General features: G+C 72.0%; 14 protein-coding genes. 4 read left to right on the forward strand and 10 right to left on the reverse strand.

What is annotated here, in order from left to right; all coding sequences use genetic code 11:
• Positions 1 to 71 precede the first annotated feature (71 nt).
• Entirely contained in the window at positions 72 to 239 is a 168-nt protein-coding gene (locus ABZU43_RS21280; RefSeq protein WP_355008203.1) for a hypothetical protein, read from the forward strand.
• Between the two features lie 73 nt (positions 240 to 312).
• On the opposite strand, the gene dapE is transcribed toward ABZU43_RS21280, so the two are convergent.
• Positions 313 to 1386 carry a succinyl-diaminopimelate desuccinylase gene (gene dapE, locus ABZU43_RS21285; protein ID WP_355008204.1) on the reverse strand — a complete coding sequence of 358 codons (1074 nt, stop codon included), beginning with the start codon at positions 1384 to 1386 and terminating at the stop codon, positions 313 to 315.
• Between the two features lie 78 nt (positions 1387 to 1464).
• Between dapE and dapD the strand changes: the two genes are divergently transcribed.
• A complete protein-coding gene (dapD, locus tag ABZU43_RS21290; protein WP_355008205.1) occupies positions 1465 to 2424 on the forward strand; it encodes a 2,3,4,5-tetrahydropyridine-2,6-dicarboxylate N-succinyltransferase in 960 nt (319 codons plus the stop codon).
• Positions 2425 to 2475: 51 nt separating this feature from the next.
• Here dapD and ABZU43_RS21295 read toward each other — a convergent pair whose 3' ends face one another.
• Positions 2476 to 5895 carry a S8 family serine peptidase gene (locus tag ABZU43_RS21295; RefSeq protein ID WP_355008206.1) on the reverse strand — a complete coding sequence of 1140 codons (3420 nt, stop codon included), beginning with the start codon at positions 5893 to 5895 and terminating at the stop codon, positions 2476 to 2478.
• 75 nt (positions 5896 to 5970) lie between these two features.
• Between ABZU43_RS21295 and ABZU43_RS21300 the strand changes: the two genes are divergently transcribed.
• Positions 5971 to 6528, forward strand: coding sequence for a sugar O-acetyltransferase (locus ABZU43_RS21300; RefSeq protein ID WP_355008207.1), 558 nt, complete (start codon positions 5971 to 5973; stop codon positions 6526 to 6528).
• A gap of 65 nt (positions 6529 to 6593) precedes the next feature.
• Here the strand turns inward: ABZU43_RS21300 and ABZU43_RS21305 are convergent, their stop codons facing one another.
• From ABZU43_RS21305 to fdxA, 5 genes are read right to left on the reverse strand one after another with little or no spacing between them, the layout of a single operon-like run.
• The gene (locus ABZU43_RS21305) at positions 6594 to 7241 is read right to left on the reverse strand and encodes a nucleoside/nucleotide kinase family protein (protein ID WP_355008208.1); all 648 of its coding nucleotides are present in this window, start codon (positions 7239 to 7241) and stop codon (positions 6594 to 6596) included.
• Positions 7241 to 7891: an SIMPL domain-containing protein gene (locus ABZU43_RS21310; RefSeq protein ID WP_355008209.1), complete on the reverse strand. Its 651-nt coding sequence runs from the start codon at positions 7889 to 7891 to the stop codon at positions 7241 to 7243. Before ABZU43_RS21310 ends, ABZU43_RS21305 begins: the two co-directional genes overlap by 1 nt.
• Positions 7892 to 7901: 10 nt before the next feature.
• Positions 7902 to 8930: a prephenate dehydrogenase/arogenate dehydrogenase family protein gene (locus ABZU43_RS21315; RefSeq protein ID WP_355008210.1), complete on the reverse strand. Its 1029-nt coding sequence runs from the start codon at positions 8928 to 8930 to the stop codon at positions 7902 to 7904.
• Between the two features lie 16 nt (positions 8931 to 8946).
• A complete protein-coding gene (gene dapC, locus ABZU43_RS21320; RefSeq protein ID WP_355008246.1) occupies positions 8947 to 10053 on the reverse strand; it encodes a succinyldiaminopimelate transaminase in 1107 nt (368 codons plus the stop codon).
• The gene (gene fdxA / locus ABZU43_RS21325; RefSeq protein ID WP_030490464.1) at positions 10050 to 10376 is read right to left on the reverse strand and encodes a ferredoxin; all 327 of its coding nucleotides are present in this window, start codon (positions 10374 to 10376) and stop codon (positions 10050 to 10052) included. Before fdxA ends, dapC begins: the two co-directional genes overlap by 4 nt.
• A gap of 79 nt (positions 10377 to 10455) precedes the next feature.
• Here fdxA and ABZU43_RS21330 point away from each other — a divergent pair, with 79 nt between their 5' ends.
• On the forward strand, positions 10456 to 11427 hold the full coding sequence (locus tag ABZU43_RS21330) for a GNAT family N-acetyltransferase (protein ID WP_355008211.1): 972 nt from the start codon (positions 10456 to 10458) through the stop codon (positions 11425 to 11427).
• A gap of 27 nt (positions 11428 to 11454) precedes the next feature.
• Here the strand turns inward: ABZU43_RS21330 and ABZU43_RS21335 are convergent, their stop codons facing one another.
• From ABZU43_RS21335 to mshB, 3 genes are all read right to left on the reverse strand, one after another.
• A complete protein-coding gene (locus ABZU43_RS21335) occupies positions 11455 to 11919 on the reverse strand; it encodes a hypothetical protein (RefSeq protein ID WP_355008212.1) in 465 nt (154 codons plus the stop codon).
• Between the two features lie 114 nt (positions 11920 to 12033).
• Complete coding sequence (locus ABZU43_RS21340; RefSeq protein ID WP_355008213.1) at positions 12034 to 12471, reverse strand: hypothetical protein; 438 nt, start codon at positions 12469 to 12471, stop codon at positions 12034 to 12036.
• A 17-nt stretch (positions 12472 to 12488) separates the two neighbouring features.
• The gene (gene mshB / locus ABZU43_RS21345; protein WP_355008214.1) at positions 12489 to 13415 is read right to left on the reverse strand and encodes an N-acetyl-1-D-myo-inositol-2-amino-2-deoxy-alpha-D-glucopyranoside deacetylase; all 927 of its coding nucleotides are present in this window, start codon (positions 13413 to 13415) and stop codon (positions 12489 to 12491) included.
• Positions 13416 to 13456 lie beyond the last annotated feature (41 nt).

The following is a 13456-nucleotide window of genomic DNA, read 5'->3' on the forward strand; positions in this document are numbered from 1 at the left end:
GGCGCTCCCGTACGTCTTACTATTCACATACCGGGTATGCCCCGGCGCGCGCCTTCGGGGGAGGAGACAGCGTGATCAGTAACAGCGAGATGATCCGGATTCGTCGCCAGATGCAGCGACGGATCCGAGACGTGGTGGCCGAACGCCGCCGCACCCGCCAGCAGAACCCGATCCCCATCTCCCCCACCCCGTCCGGAGCCGATCAAGAGGTTTGCGTCGCCGACAACGGGCCAGGCTGACGCAAACCTCTTGATCACCGGGCGCTCCGGCGGGACCGGGGCAGGATCGGGGCAGGGGCAGGGGCAGGGCGGGTCAGGCTGGGGCTAGCCAGCGGTGCAAGGTTGCCGCGCCGTCGCGGATCTTGCTGATCTCGACGTGCTCGTCGGGGTGGTGGGCGAGGTTCGGGTCGCCCGGGCCGAAGTTCAGCGCGGGAATGCCCATCGCCGCGAACCGGGCCACGTCGGTCCAGCCCAGCTTGCCGATCGGCGCGGCGCCGACCGCCGCCAGGAACTCCTTCGCGGGGGCCGCGTCGAGCCCGGGCGCGGCACCGGCAGCAGTGTCGGTGACTTTCAGCTCGAAGCCGGCGAACACCTCACGCAGGTGCGCCTCCGCCTCGGCCGGGGTGCGGTCCGGGGCGAACCGGTAGTTGACCTCGACCTCACACAGGTCGGGGACCACGTTGCCGGCCACCCCACCGTTGATCCGCACCGCGTTCATGCCCTCGCGGTAGTCGCAGCCGTCGATGGTGACCCGGCGCGCCTCGTACGTCTGGAGGCGTCGCAGCACCTCGCCGGCGGCGTGGATGGCGTTGACCCCGTGCCAGGAGCGCGCCGAGTGGGCGCGTACGCCGGTCGTGGTGACCACCGAGCGCATGGTGCCCTGGCAGCCCGCCTCGACGATTCCGTACGTCGGCTCCAGCAGCACGGCGAAGTCCGCCTGCAACCACTCCGGGAATGCCTGGGCGACGAGGTTGAGCCCGTTGTACTTGGACTCGATCTCCTCGGCCTCGTAGAAGAAGTACGTCACGTCGTAGCGCGGCTCGGGCAGCGTCACCGCCAGGTGCAGCGCGTACGCGGTGCCGGACTTCATGTCGGAGGTGCCGCAGCCGTACATCAGGTCGCCGCGCATCGTCGACGGGAAGTTGTTGTTCAACGGCACCGTGTCGAGGTGCCCGGCCAGCACGACACGCTGCGACCGACCGAGGTCGGTACGGGCCATCACCGTGTTGCCGTGCCGGTGGGTGGTCAGGTGCGGTACGGCCCGCAGCACCTCTTCGACACAGTCGGCGATCGCCTTCTCGTTGAGGGACACGGACTCTATGTCGACCAGAGCGCGGGTCAGCTGCACCGGATCGGCGAGGACCTCGGGGGTCAGCGGGTTCTCCATGGTTCGCACGGTACCTTCAGGTCTGTCAGCGCGAGGAGCGAGCCGAGGTCAGCCCGGCCGTGACCGAGAGGTGTAACAGTGACGTCCGCAGATTCCGCCTGGGGCATCGGCCTGGCTACGGTCACCGCAGACGAGCAGGTGCTCGACACCTGGTACCCGACCGGCAAGCTGGGCCTGGGCGAGCTGCCGCTGGTCGCCGGCGAGGACAAGGCGGACGTGCTCGACCTGCCGCCGGCCGCGCTCGGTGACCGGCCCCTGCCTGGCCTGCGTACCGTGCAGGTCGTGACCGTGATCGGCTCGTTGGACGACCCGATCAAGGACGCCTCCGACGCGTACCTCCGGTTGCACCTGCTCTCGCACCGCCTGGTGCGACCCAACCAGCTCAACCTGGACGGCATCTTCGGCAAGCTGGCCAACGTGGCCTGGACGTCCGCCGGGCCGTGCCCCCCGGAGCGGGTGGACGAGCTGCGGGTGATCGAGCGCGCGGCGGGCCGGCACCTGTCGGTGTACGGGGTGGACAAGTTCCCGCGGATGACCGATTACGTGGTGCCCTCCGGTGTGCGGATCGCCGACGCCGACCGGGTCCGTCTCGGCGCGCACCTGGCCGCCGGCACCACGGTGATGCACGAGGGCTTCGTGAACTTCAACGCCGGCACCGTCGGCACCTCGATGGTCGAAGGCCGAATCGTGCAGGGCGTGCTGGTCGGCGACGGTTCCGACATCGGTGGCGGGGCCTCCATCATGGGCACCCTCTCCGGCGGCGGCACCGACAAGATCAGCATCGGTGAGCGCAGCCTGGTCGGTGCGAACGCCGGCGTCGGGATCTCGCTCGGCGACGACTGCGTGGTCGAGGCCGGCTGCTACATCACCGCCGCGTCGAAGATCACGCTCCCTGACGGCCGGGTGGTCAAGGCTCGGGAGCTGTCCGGCGTCGACGGCCTGCTGTTCTGGCGCAACTCGGTCACCGGTGGGCTGGAGGCCCGGCCGCGCACCGGGCGGGGCATCGAGCTGAACGCGGCCCTGCACGCCAACGACTGACGGCCCCGCCGGGTCCGCGGCGCTCGGCCGCGGACCCGGACGGGGTACGCCTCAGCGCAACCGGTACGCCTGGATGATCCGTTGGGTCACCGTGTTGCCGGCGGTGTCCCGGGCGGTGGCCCGCAGCGACACGTGGCCGGCGCCGGCCGGATGCCGCAACAGGGCCGACCAGCCCTCGGTCGAGGTGCGGACCAGCTTCGCCCTGCCCCAGGTCTTCCCGCCGTCGTAGGAGACGTCGACGGTGAGCTTCTCCACCCGGCTGGCCGCTGCGCCAGGCTGCCGCTGCACCCGTACCGGTACGACGAAGCCCTGACCGGCCGGAGCACTGTTGTCGACCCGCAACGGCGGCGCGAAGCGCACCGCCGACAGGGGCAGCCGGGCCGGCGTCTCACCGGCGACGTGCCTCGACCGGAAGGTCCAGCTGGATTCCACATCGGTGCTCAGGTCGGTGAAGCTCCGCTTCGCCGACGTGACGAGCCGGTAGTCCGCAGCACCCGGTGGCACTGTGAACTCCCCGTAGCCGGCGTACTCGCTCTCGCCGACCAGCTTGCCGTTGCGCCAGAGCTTGGTGTGCTCACTGTCGGTCAGCGAGGCGCCGGGGTGTCCGGCCGCGTCGCTGTACATCGGCACATCGGCCAGGATGGTGTCGCCGACCCGGGAGACGCTCTGGTGCGGCCAGCGCGGTTTCGGGAAGGACGGTGAGTACGGCGCCTGGTTCCAGATCTCCTGGACCGTCCGGCCTGCCCGGTAGGCGGTGGGGACGGAGAAGAGCGCCGCGTTCGGGTTCAACCAGCCTTCCTCGTCCACCGTTCCGAAGTAGATTTCGGATTCCCACTTCACGTTCCTGGTGTTGTAGTACTCGACCCGCTGGCCGGGCACGACGGTGGGCAGGACCACAGCGGAATAGCCGACGTTGTACTCCAGCTCGGGGAACACGAGCCGCTCGGCCACCGTGCCCGGGTGGCCACCGCGGAACTTGTGCACGACGGTGGCCAGGTCCCGCCGGGTGTAGTCGCGGACGAACCCGGTGGGCATCCGGCCAGGGATCGCCTCGGCCAACGCGTACAGGTACGGGCTCTTGTCCGCCTCCGGCGTGGTCCAGTTGCTGCTGACGGTTGCGACGAACTTGTCGGCGCTGACCGGCTTGCCGATCTGACCGCTGGTCAGGCCGGTGAACGTCTCCGCCCAGAGCCCGACCCCGTACCCACTGCCGTCGTCGGCGGTGAAGTTGCCGCTGAGGTCGATCAGTTGCGGAACGGCGGTCCGGTCCGGCACGGTCGTCCGTACCGGCCTGGCCCGGCGAGCGTCCACGACGATCCGAGTGTCCTGATCGACAGTCAGTTCGGGCTGCGCCAACAGGGACATCCCGCGCTGCTCATCTTCCGGCCCAGGCTCGAAGACGAGGCCGGTCAGGCCGTAGTGGCCCTTGGGCACCCGCACGGTGGCCACCCCGTCGGAACTGACGACGTCCCAGAAGCCGAAGGTGTCCAATCCCACCAGTGACGTCCAGTGGTCCGCGGTACGCGCGCCGGCACGGTTCAGGTGCTCCACTGTGAGCGTGTAGCTCTCCACCTCCCGGTTCACGGCCAGCGGAGTGACAGCTACCGCAGCACCGGAACGGGCCACGATCCGCCCGGTCCAGTAACCGTCGGCGTCGCCGACCCGGGTGTCAGTGGTGACGGTCGTGGCGGCCGTGCCACCTGCCGGCACTGTGAGTTGGTCGGCGCCCAACTGGAAGAGACCGACCGGCAGCGCCCGACCGCCGGGGCCGGCGCCCTCGATGCTCAGGTCCACGGTGACCGGGGCCGGACCGTCGTTGCGCCAGGTCACCGTGCGGGTGATCGGAACGTCGTCAGTGTGCGGCCAGAGCGTGCGCCCGAACGAGACGCTCACCGGGTCGGTGGTGAGCTGCTGGGTGATGGCGTGTGCGACATCGACCCGCCCGGCACCCTGCTGGTAGGCGGTCTGGTCCGGGTGCGGCTTGGCGGCTGCCATCAGGGTGGCCTTGAGCCGGTCAGCGCGCCATCCGGGGTGCTGCTGGGCCAGCAGCGCGGCCGACCCGGCCACGTGCGGGGTGGCCATCGAGGTGCCGGAGAGCGTGACGTAGCGGTCCCCCACCGGATCACCGATGACGCCGTTGGCGGACCGGGCGGCGACGATGTCGACGCCGGGCGCGGTGATGTCCGGCTTCAGCGCGTCGTCGCCGACTCGCGGGCCCCGGCTGGAGAAGTCGGCCAGTTCGTCGTCGCGGTCCACCGCGCCCACTGCGAGCCCGGCGTCGGCGCTGGCCGGGGAGCCGACCGAGCCGTCCGAGCCGTCGTTGCCCGCGGCGAGAACGAAGAGCGTGCCGGTCTGCGCGGTCAGGGTCTGCACCGCCTCCTCCAGCGGGTCGACCTCCGGGGTGTCCCAGCCGCCGAGGCTCATGTTGATCACTGCGGCCTTCTTCTCGACAGCGGCCCACTGCATGCCGGCGAGGATCGCCGAGTCGGGGCAGCCGTTGTCCTCGCAGACCTTGCCGTCCAACAGCGTCGCGTCCGGTGCCACGCCCCGGTACTTGCCGTCGGAGGCCGCGCCGGAGCCCGCGATCGTCGAGGCCACGTGGGTGCCGTGGCCGACAGTGTCGCGAGCGTCGGTGGCCTCCGTGAAGTTGCGCGCCTCGGCCACCTTGCCCGCCAGGTCCGGGTGGGTCGCGTCGACGCCGGTGTCCAGCACCGCGACTGACACTCCGGCGCCGGTGAACCCGGCCGCCCAGGCGGCGGGCGCGCCGATCTGCGGCACGCTGTGGTCGAGGCTTACCTGTCGACGCCCATCCAGCCAGATCCGCTCGACGCCCCCCGCCGCGTCGAGCCGGGCCCCAGCGGGACCGGTGGCGAGAGTCGCCCACACCGCGCCGAGGGACGACTTGTCGCTGTTCAGGGCGGCACCGCGGATCACCGGCAGGTCGCGGGTCAGCCGCGTGCCGGGCAGGGCGGCCGGGGCACGCCGGGCGGTCCCCGTCGAGCCGTACGACACCAGCAGCGGCAGGGTGCTGCGCCTGGTGTCGTCGTAACCCGCCTCGACCAGCCCGGTGATGTCGAAGAGTCGCCGGTCCACCCGGCCGGAGCGCAGCAACGGCAGCGCGTCCGTCGGCGTCACGGTGAGGCGTCCGCGCTCGCGCTGGACCAGGAACTGCACGTCCTCGCGGCCGGCGCCGCGCCGGACCGAGGCACCGGACGCGGTGACTGTGACCCGGTCACCGGTGATCAGCGTGACGGTGGTCGAGCGGTTGGCGATGGGTCCACCCGGAGTGGACTGTTTGTCGGTGCCGCCCGGTGGGGCGGGCGCGGCGGCAGTGGCTGAGGCGGGAGCCGGCGCGGAGAGCGCCAGCGCGAACACGAGGCCGAGAGCGGCCAATCTTCTTCCCTGGTGCAACGGATCCTCCTGGTCAAGCGTCTTGATGGATGGAGTCACATTGACAACCCAGAATTGCATACCGAGTATGTAAAAAGAAGGCCAGAAAGTGACGGACCCGCCACGAGCCGACGAACCGGCCGGCATGATCGGGCGGTGACCTCCATGAAGGACAGGATGCTCGTCGGCGAGCCATACATCGCCGACGATCCCGAAATCATCGCGGATCTGGACCGGGCCGCCCGGCTGATGGAGCGCTTCAACACCACTCCCGCGGCCGATCCGCAGGCCCGGATCGCGGCACTGGGTGAACTCCTCGGCGAACTCGGCGAGGACACCTGGATCCGCCCACCGTTCTACTGCGACTACGGCTGGCAGATCCGGATCGGCCCCCGCAGCTTCGTCAACTACCAGTGCGTCTTCCTCGACGTCGCACCGATCACCATCGGCGCCGACGTCCAGATCGGACCGAACGTCCAACTGCTCACCCCGACGCATCCGGTCGAGCCCGGTCCGCGACGGGACAAGTGGGAGGCGGCCAAGCCGATCACCATCGGCGACAACGTGTGGCTCGGCGGTGGCGCGATCGTGCTGGCCGGCGTGACGATCGGCGCGAACACCGTCGTCGGCGCGGGCGCGGTGGTCACCCGGGACCTACCGGCCAACGTGGTGGCCGTCGGCAACCCGGCCCGGCCGGTCCGCGAACTGGACTGACTGCGGCGGCCCTCGACGGCCGGTCAAGCCGAGTCCGGCCCGGACGCTCAGGCCGCTCCGACGGGTCAGGCCGCCGGGGGCTCCGACAGGCGGACCACCAGATCGGCCCGGTCGGCGGTGGGGGTGATGAGGGCCGCGTTCGACTCGTCGCTGCCCAACGCCCAGGCCCGCGCCTGCTCCGGTGATCGACCGTACGCCTCGTGCCGGGCCGTCAACCGGCGCTGGCGCAGCTCGGCGTCCAGGTCCAGGAACCACGCCTCGTGCAGCAGCGGCCGGATCTCCTGCCACGGGTCGTCCGGCAGCAGCAGGTAGTTGCCCTCGGTCACCACCAGCCGCACCGACGGCGGCACCTCGATCGCCCCGGCCACCGGTTCCTCCAGCTCACGCCGGAACTCCGGCGCATGGACCGAGGTCGGCTCCAGGCGGCGTAACCGGCGCAGCATCGAGACGTAGCCATTGGCGTCGAAGGTGTCCACCGCGCCCTTACGGTCGGCGCGGCCCAGCCGGTCCAGCTGCGACTGGGCCAGGTGGAAGCCGTCCATCGGCACCAGGCGGGCGGTCGGCCCGACCTCGCGCACGATCAACTCGGCCAGCGTGGACTTCCCCGCGCCGGGCGCCCCGGCGATGCCGAGCAGTTGCCGTGGGCCGGCCTCAGCCAGCGACAACGCCCGTCCCACCAGCTCGTCGACGGACAGCACCTCGGCCGGTGGCATCAGTCGAGGACCGGATCGCTGATGGTGAACCGCGCCTGCACCGCCGCCTGCACTGTCTGCGGCTGCGGGTCCAGCTCGAGCTCCGGCGGGCCACCACCCGCGCCGCCACCCCCGGCGAACGCCGCACGGGCGAACATCGGCCGGTCCGCCGGGCCGGTGTCGGCCAGCTCGATCAGAGCGGTGACCCGGGCGCCGAGCGCCTCCGCGTACTCCCGGGCCCGCAGCAGTGCGTCGCGGATCGCGGCGTGTCGCGCCTCGCGGTGCGCGGGGCTGTCCGGACGAAGCTCCCACCACGGACCGCTCACCGAGACCTGGTCCTGGTCGGCCAGCCGGAGCATCAGCTCACCGAGGGCGGTGAAGTCGGTGACCGTGACCGTCGTGGTGACGCTGCCGAGCCATCCCACCACACGCTCGCCCGAGCGCTTGGTCTGCGGCCGGACCCACAGATCGCCGGTCTCCCGCCGGGCCACCGCCGGCTCGGAACCGTCCAACAGCACCCGGACGGCAGCGGCCCGCTCGGCGAGCTGAGTCAACGTCGCCTCCCGATCCCGATCACGGGCCGTCACCGTGACCGCGAACCGGGCCAGCTCGGGTGGCACCTCCCGGGTCACCTCGCCGCGCACCTGCACCACCGGGCCGTCCATCGCCATGCCTGTCAGCCTAGTCAGCCACGGGGAGCCACGCGGTGTAGGAAACCGTCCCGGAGTCGACCTGACACCCGGTCAGGTGCCCGCCGACGTCGCCCAACCCGCGCAGCCAGGTCACCTCGACGTCGTGGTCGCCGTCGACAGCGAACTCCCGGGTCTGACCGGCCAACCGCCGACCCGACAGCGCCGACCGGGCCGCTCTCGCCTCGGCGTACCGGGCGATGAGCGCGGGCGCGTCGTCGGCCCGCAGGGCGGCGGCCAGCCCGTCCAGGAAGGCGCGGACCTCGTCCAACTCGTGCAGGACCCGGTCGCGGTTGCCGAGCAGCATGTTCGCGGTCCGCTCCGCCGGTGTGCCGGCGACCCGCGTGCCGTCGGAGAAACTGCCAGCCGCCAGCGTCAGCACCGCGTCGCGCAGCGGCGCCCGCTGCGTCGCCCCGGCCAGCGCGCCGGCCAGCAGGTGCGGCACGTGCGAGGCGAGCGCGGCCGCCGAGTCGTGCGCCGACGCGGACATCGGCACGACCCGGGCTCCGAACAGCTCCACCAGCAGCCCGGTCAGCCAGCGGAAGGCGTCGGTCGCGGTGCCCGGCGCCGGGCAGAGCACCCAGGCGGCACCCGCCAGCAGGGTCGGCGAGGCGGCGGTCAGACCGGCGGACTCCGCACCGGCCATGGGGTGCCCGGGGACGAACCGGTCGGTGAGCCCGAGTCGGTCGGCCGCCTCGGCCACCTCGACCTTGGTGCTGCCGACGTCGGTGAGCACGCAGCCGGGCGCGGTCAGCTCGGCCACCAGGGCCAGGGTGCCCGCAAGAGTGGGCAGCGGGCCGCAGAGGAACACCACGTCCCGCCCGGCCACGGCCTGCTCGATCGTGGCCGGGGCGACCACTCCCCGGTCCTGGGCCCGCTCCCGGGTCGCCGGGTCGGGATCCCATCCGACGACGTCCAGGCCGGCCTCGGCCAGGCGTAACAGCGCCGAACCGCCGATCAGGCCAGTACCGATCACCGCTGCTCGCACCCCGGCGTACCGCCCGGTCGTGCCGTCGGTCATCGCCGGCCGCCCGGGGTCAGGCCCGCAGCCGGCCGGCGACCGCCGCGACATGCTCGTCGGACTCGGTCAGCGCAACGCGGACGTGCTGCCCGGCGGTGGGGCCGTAGAAGATGCCGGCGGCGACCAGGATGCCCCGCCGAGCCAGCCAGTCGACCGTGTCCCAGCAGTCCTCACCTCGGGTGAGCCAGAGGTAGAGGCCCGCCTCGGAGTGTTCGACGGTGAACCCGGCACCGGTGAACGCCGCGGCGAGCACCTCCCGCCGGGCGCGGTAACGCTCCCGCTGCTCCTCGGCGTGTCGCTCGTCCCCCAGCGCGGCGACCATGGCCGCCTGCACCGGCGCGGGCACGATCATGCCGGCGTGCTTGCGGACCTTCAGCAGCTCGGCGACGAGCGCCTGGTCACCGGCGACGAAACCGGCCCGGTAGCCGGCCAGGTTGGAACGCTTGGATAGCGAGTGCACAGCGAGCACACCGGCGTAACTGCCGCCGCTGACCTGCGGAGACAACACCGAGACCGGGTCGGCCGACCAGCCCAGGGGCAGGTAGCACTCGTCACTCGCGACCACCGCGCCACGTTCGCGGGCCCAGTCGACCACCTTGCGCAGGTGCGCCGCGGGCAGCACCCGGCCGGTCGGGTTGCCGGGCGAGTTGACCCAGACCAGGCGAACCCGCGAGGTTGGCCCGACCGCCGTGAGCGAGTCGGCACGGACGACTGTGGCACCGGCCAGCCGGGCGCCATCCTCGTAGGTGGGGTACGCGACCGACGGCACCACCACCACGTCACCCGGGCCGATGCCGAGCAGCGTGGGCAGCCAGGCCACCAGCTCCTTCGAGCCGATGGTCGGCAGCACACCGAGACCGTCGACGCCGGCGCCACAGGCCCGGGACACCCACGCCGCGATGGCGGCCCGCAACGCCGGGGTGCCGGCGGTCAGCGGGTAACCGGGAGCGTCGGACGCGTCAGCCAACGCCCGCCGGATCACCTCGGGCACCGGGTCGACCGGCGTACCCATGGAGAGGTTGATCAGGCCCTCCGGATGCGCCGCGGCCAACGTGGCCGCGGCGTCCAGGGTGTCCCAGGTGAACTCGGGCAGCCGCGACGAGACCGGCGCGGGCCGGTTCAGTGGCCCTCGCCGCGCGGCGGCTGCGCGGCGACGAAGGTGGCGTCCTTCTCCACCTTGCCGACCTTCGAGGCGCCACCGGGCGAGCCCAGGTCCTCGAAGAACTCGTAGTTCGCGCCGGTGTAGTCCTTCCACTGCTCCGGGACGTCGTCCTCGTAGAAGATCGCCTCTACAGGGCAGACGGGCTCACAGGCACCACAGTCGACGCACTCGTCGGGGTGGATGTAGAGCATCCGATTGCCCTCGTAAATGCAGTCGACCGGGCACTCCTCGATGCATGCCTTGTCGAGCACATCTACGCACGGCTCGGCGATGATGTAGGTCACCGGTCTTCTCCTCCGCAAGACTCGCCGCGATCTCCCGCGACGGTAAGAGCCTAGTATCTCGCCGGGGAGGGGGTCGATCGTGCTCCGACAGCAGGATGTGGGACACCGAATCGTGGTCCGCCGGATTGTGGGGATTCGCGAGGGCCGCCCGCAATTTTCCGATGCCCTCGGCGAGCTGGTCGAGCTGAGCGAGACTCATCTCACGCTGGCCACCGCGCAGGGGCCGCTTCGGGTCCCGGTGGCGCAGGTCCACCGCGCCAAGCGCGTCCCGCCGACCCGTCGGCCGACCGCCGCGGCGGTCGTGGCGCTGGAACGGGCCGCCGACGAGGCCTGGCCCGCACCGATCCGGGGCCGACTGGGTGACTGGCTGCTCCGGTCGGCCGAGGGCTGGACCGGGCGCGCCAACTCGGCGCTGCCGATCGGCGACCCGGACCGACCACTGGCCGCCGCGGTCGACGCCGTGGAGCGTTGGTACGCCGAGCGAGGGCAACCCGCCTTGATCAACACGCCGCTGCCCCTCGCCGCCCCGGTCGGCGCCGAACTGGACGACCGCGGCTGGGGCACCCGCCCGCCGACGCTGGTGCAGACCGCGCCGCTGCCAGTGCCGGCGTCGACGCCCGCCAGCGGCCAGGCCGACGGGTGGGGCAGTGCGGTCGTCGATCTGGCCACCGCGCCCAGCGACGAATGGCTGGCCATCGCCGCCGGCCGCAAGGGCGGCCTGCCGGACGCCGCCCGACACGTCCTCACCGCCGTGGGCCAGGTCCGCTTCGCCCACGTGTACGCCGACAACGCCCTGGTGGCCGTCGGCCGCGGCACCGTGACCGGCCAGGGGCGCTGGTTGGGCCTCAGCCTGATCGAGGTGGTACCGGCGGTCCGCCGTCAGGGGTTGGCCCGCCGCGTGATCCACGAGCTGATCAGCTGGGGCGTGTCAGGTGGCGCGACGCACGCGTTCCTCCAGGTCGAGCAGCGCAACGCGGCGGCGGTCGCGCTCTACCAGCGGCTCGGCTTCGTCACCCACCACACCTACCTGACCCGGGTCGCCCCGAACTGACTCGCGAGGCGCGTCGAGCCGGCGGTGTCAGCGGCGGACGACCCGGCGGGGCTTCGCGGCCTTGACCTCGGCGTACCGCTTGAGCTGCTGAGAGCGGTAGTCACGGCCGAGCGCGGTGAGCACCAGATAGCCGATCAGCAAGCCGGCGCCGCTGGCGAGCAGGTAGAGCCAGATCTGGGCGAAGAACGTCCCCGCGCCGCCGGCGAACGGGTCGTGACCGACCAGCAGGGGCCCGACCAGCACTGTCAGCAGCAACGCCACCGGCACCACGAGGGCCATGTCGGCGGCCCAGCCCGCCAGCGGTCGGCGACGACCCCAACGGAAGGCGACCACGGCCAGGATCAGGCCGATCACCGTGAACATCGCCAGCGACACCCGGTCGGCGGCGGTGTCGTCACCGTCGAAGCCGAGCCGGATGATCAGTCGGGCGACCACGTTGACCGCGAACAGCGCTGCAACGAGCACCCCGAGGTCACGCCACCGCTTGTCCATCGTCGGACCCTCCTGCCGTACGCCCCGTCGCGGGGTTCGCATCCCTGGCAGGAATATCTACCACTCTTACCTGGGAGCCGTCATCACCCCGCAGCGGCCGGAACCAGCCCGGCGTCAGCCGCCGAGCATGGTCGGCTGTGGGGCGAGGATCTGCCGGAAGCCCATCACCGCGAAGGTCATCGCGCCGGCCACGATCATCGCGAGCCCGACCCAGTTGTCGCCGGCCAGCAACAGGTCTCCCTCGTTGGTTCGGATGGCGGCGACCGCCATCAGCGCGAACCACGGCACCGCCGGCAGCGCCACCGCCCAGCGACGGCCGACCGCCTCGTACGCGAACCAGCTCAGCAGGATGTTGGCGCCGATGGCGAGGAGCACCGACACGCCGACCAGTTGCCCGCCGACGCGGAGCGTGGCGAGCAGCAGCTCCAGTACGCCGGTCAGCACACCAGCGAGGACCACGACGATCCCACCGACCAGCCGGACGCCCAGGTCCAGCAGGCGCGGCGGTGGCCCCGCCGGGGGCGGGGCTTGCTGGTCCTCCACGACCGTCATCGGTGCGGCCGGCAGGGTCACCGGGAACCCGCCGCCGCGACCGGGGACCGGTCCGGGGCGGTCTCCGCGGGCAGGCCGGCGAAGAGGTCGTCCTCCCAGCCGTACGGCCCGGCGCCGGGGCCCTTCTCACCCAGCGCGAGGGTGAAGAACTCCACGCCCATGAACTCGCCACCGAAGTTGCCGGCGATCGAGTAGAGCCACGAGTTGGCCGGGATCTGGGTGGCGTGCGCCCGCATCGCGGCCTCCTTGGCCGTGTGCTGGTCGGTGCCGTCGATCCGGGCGGCGATCTGGGCGTCCGGGGTGCCGAAGGGCAGGTCGGCGATGTCCTCGATGCCGCCGAACGGATTGTCGGACGACTCGGCGAAATGCGTCATGCCGGCCTCCAGGACGCTGAGCGGCAGGGCCGTCCAGTAGACCTTGAGCGGGGCGCAGCCCTCCCCGGCGGCCAGCTCGACGGCGCGCATGGCCACCCGGTGCGCCTGGATGTGGTCGGGGTGGCCGTAGAAGCCGTTCGGGTCGTACGTGACGAGCACCTGCGGGCGTACCTCTCGCAGGATCTCCACGAGGTGCCCGGCGGCCTCGTCGAGGTCGGCCTGCCAGAACGCCCGGGGGTGCTCGTTCGTCGCGAGCCCCATCATCCCGGAGTCACGGTAGCGGCCGGCGCCGCCGAGGAAACGGTGGTCGCTGACGCCGAGCGCGGCGCACGCGGCGGCCAGCTCGGCCAACCGGTACCCGCCGAGCTGGTCGGCCTCGGCGGCGGCGAGCTGCGCCAGCGCTGGCACGTGGATCTCGCCCTCCTCGCCGAGCGTGCAGGTCACCAGCGTGACGTGCGCGCCGTCGGCGGCGTAGTGGGCCATCGTCGAGCCGGTGCCGATCGACTCGTCGTCGGGGTGCGCGTGGACCAGCAGCAGGCGGCGGTCGGGCAGCATCGTCACGACGGTCACTCTAACTGGCGGTTCGGCCCAGCCAACGCTGACGCGTCCGC

This window comes from Micromonospora sp. NPDC005205, assembly GCF_040608275.1.
Taxonomy (GTDB): Bacteria; Actinomycetota; Actinomycetes; order Mycobacteriales; family Micromonosporaceae; genus Micromonospora.

Bases quoted from the DNA above. Each gene is read 5' to 3' on its own strand.
- dapE (WP_355008204.1), bottom strand. From the start codon at position 1,386: ATGGAGAACCCGCTGACCCCCGAGGTCCTCGCCGATCCGGTGCAGCTG.
- ABZU43_RS21310 (WP_355008209.1), bottom strand. From the start codon at position 7,891: ATGGCGATGGACGGCCCGGTGGTGCAGGTGCGCGGCGAGGTGACCCGG.
- ABZU43_RS21340 (WP_355008213.1), bottom strand. From the start codon at position 12,471: ATGACGGTCGTGGAGGACCAGCAAGCCCCGCCCCCGGCGGGGCCACCG.
- ABZU43_RS21295 (WP_355008206.1), bottom strand. From the start codon at position 5,895: ATGCAATTCTGGGTTGTCAATGTGACTCCATCCATCAAGACGCTTGAC.
- ABZU43_RS21335 (WP_355008212.1), bottom strand. From the start codon at position 11,919: ATGGACAAGCGGTGGCGTGACCTCGGGGTGCTCGTTGCAGCGCTGTTC.
- ABZU43_RS21305 (WP_355008208.1), bottom strand. From the start codon at position 7,241: ATGCCACCGGCCGAGGTGCTGTCCGTCGACGAGCTGGTGGGACGGGCG.
- ABZU43_RS21315 (WP_355008210.1), bottom strand. From the start codon at position 8,930: ATGACCGACGGCACGACCGGGCGGTACGCCGGGGTGCGAGCAGCGGTG.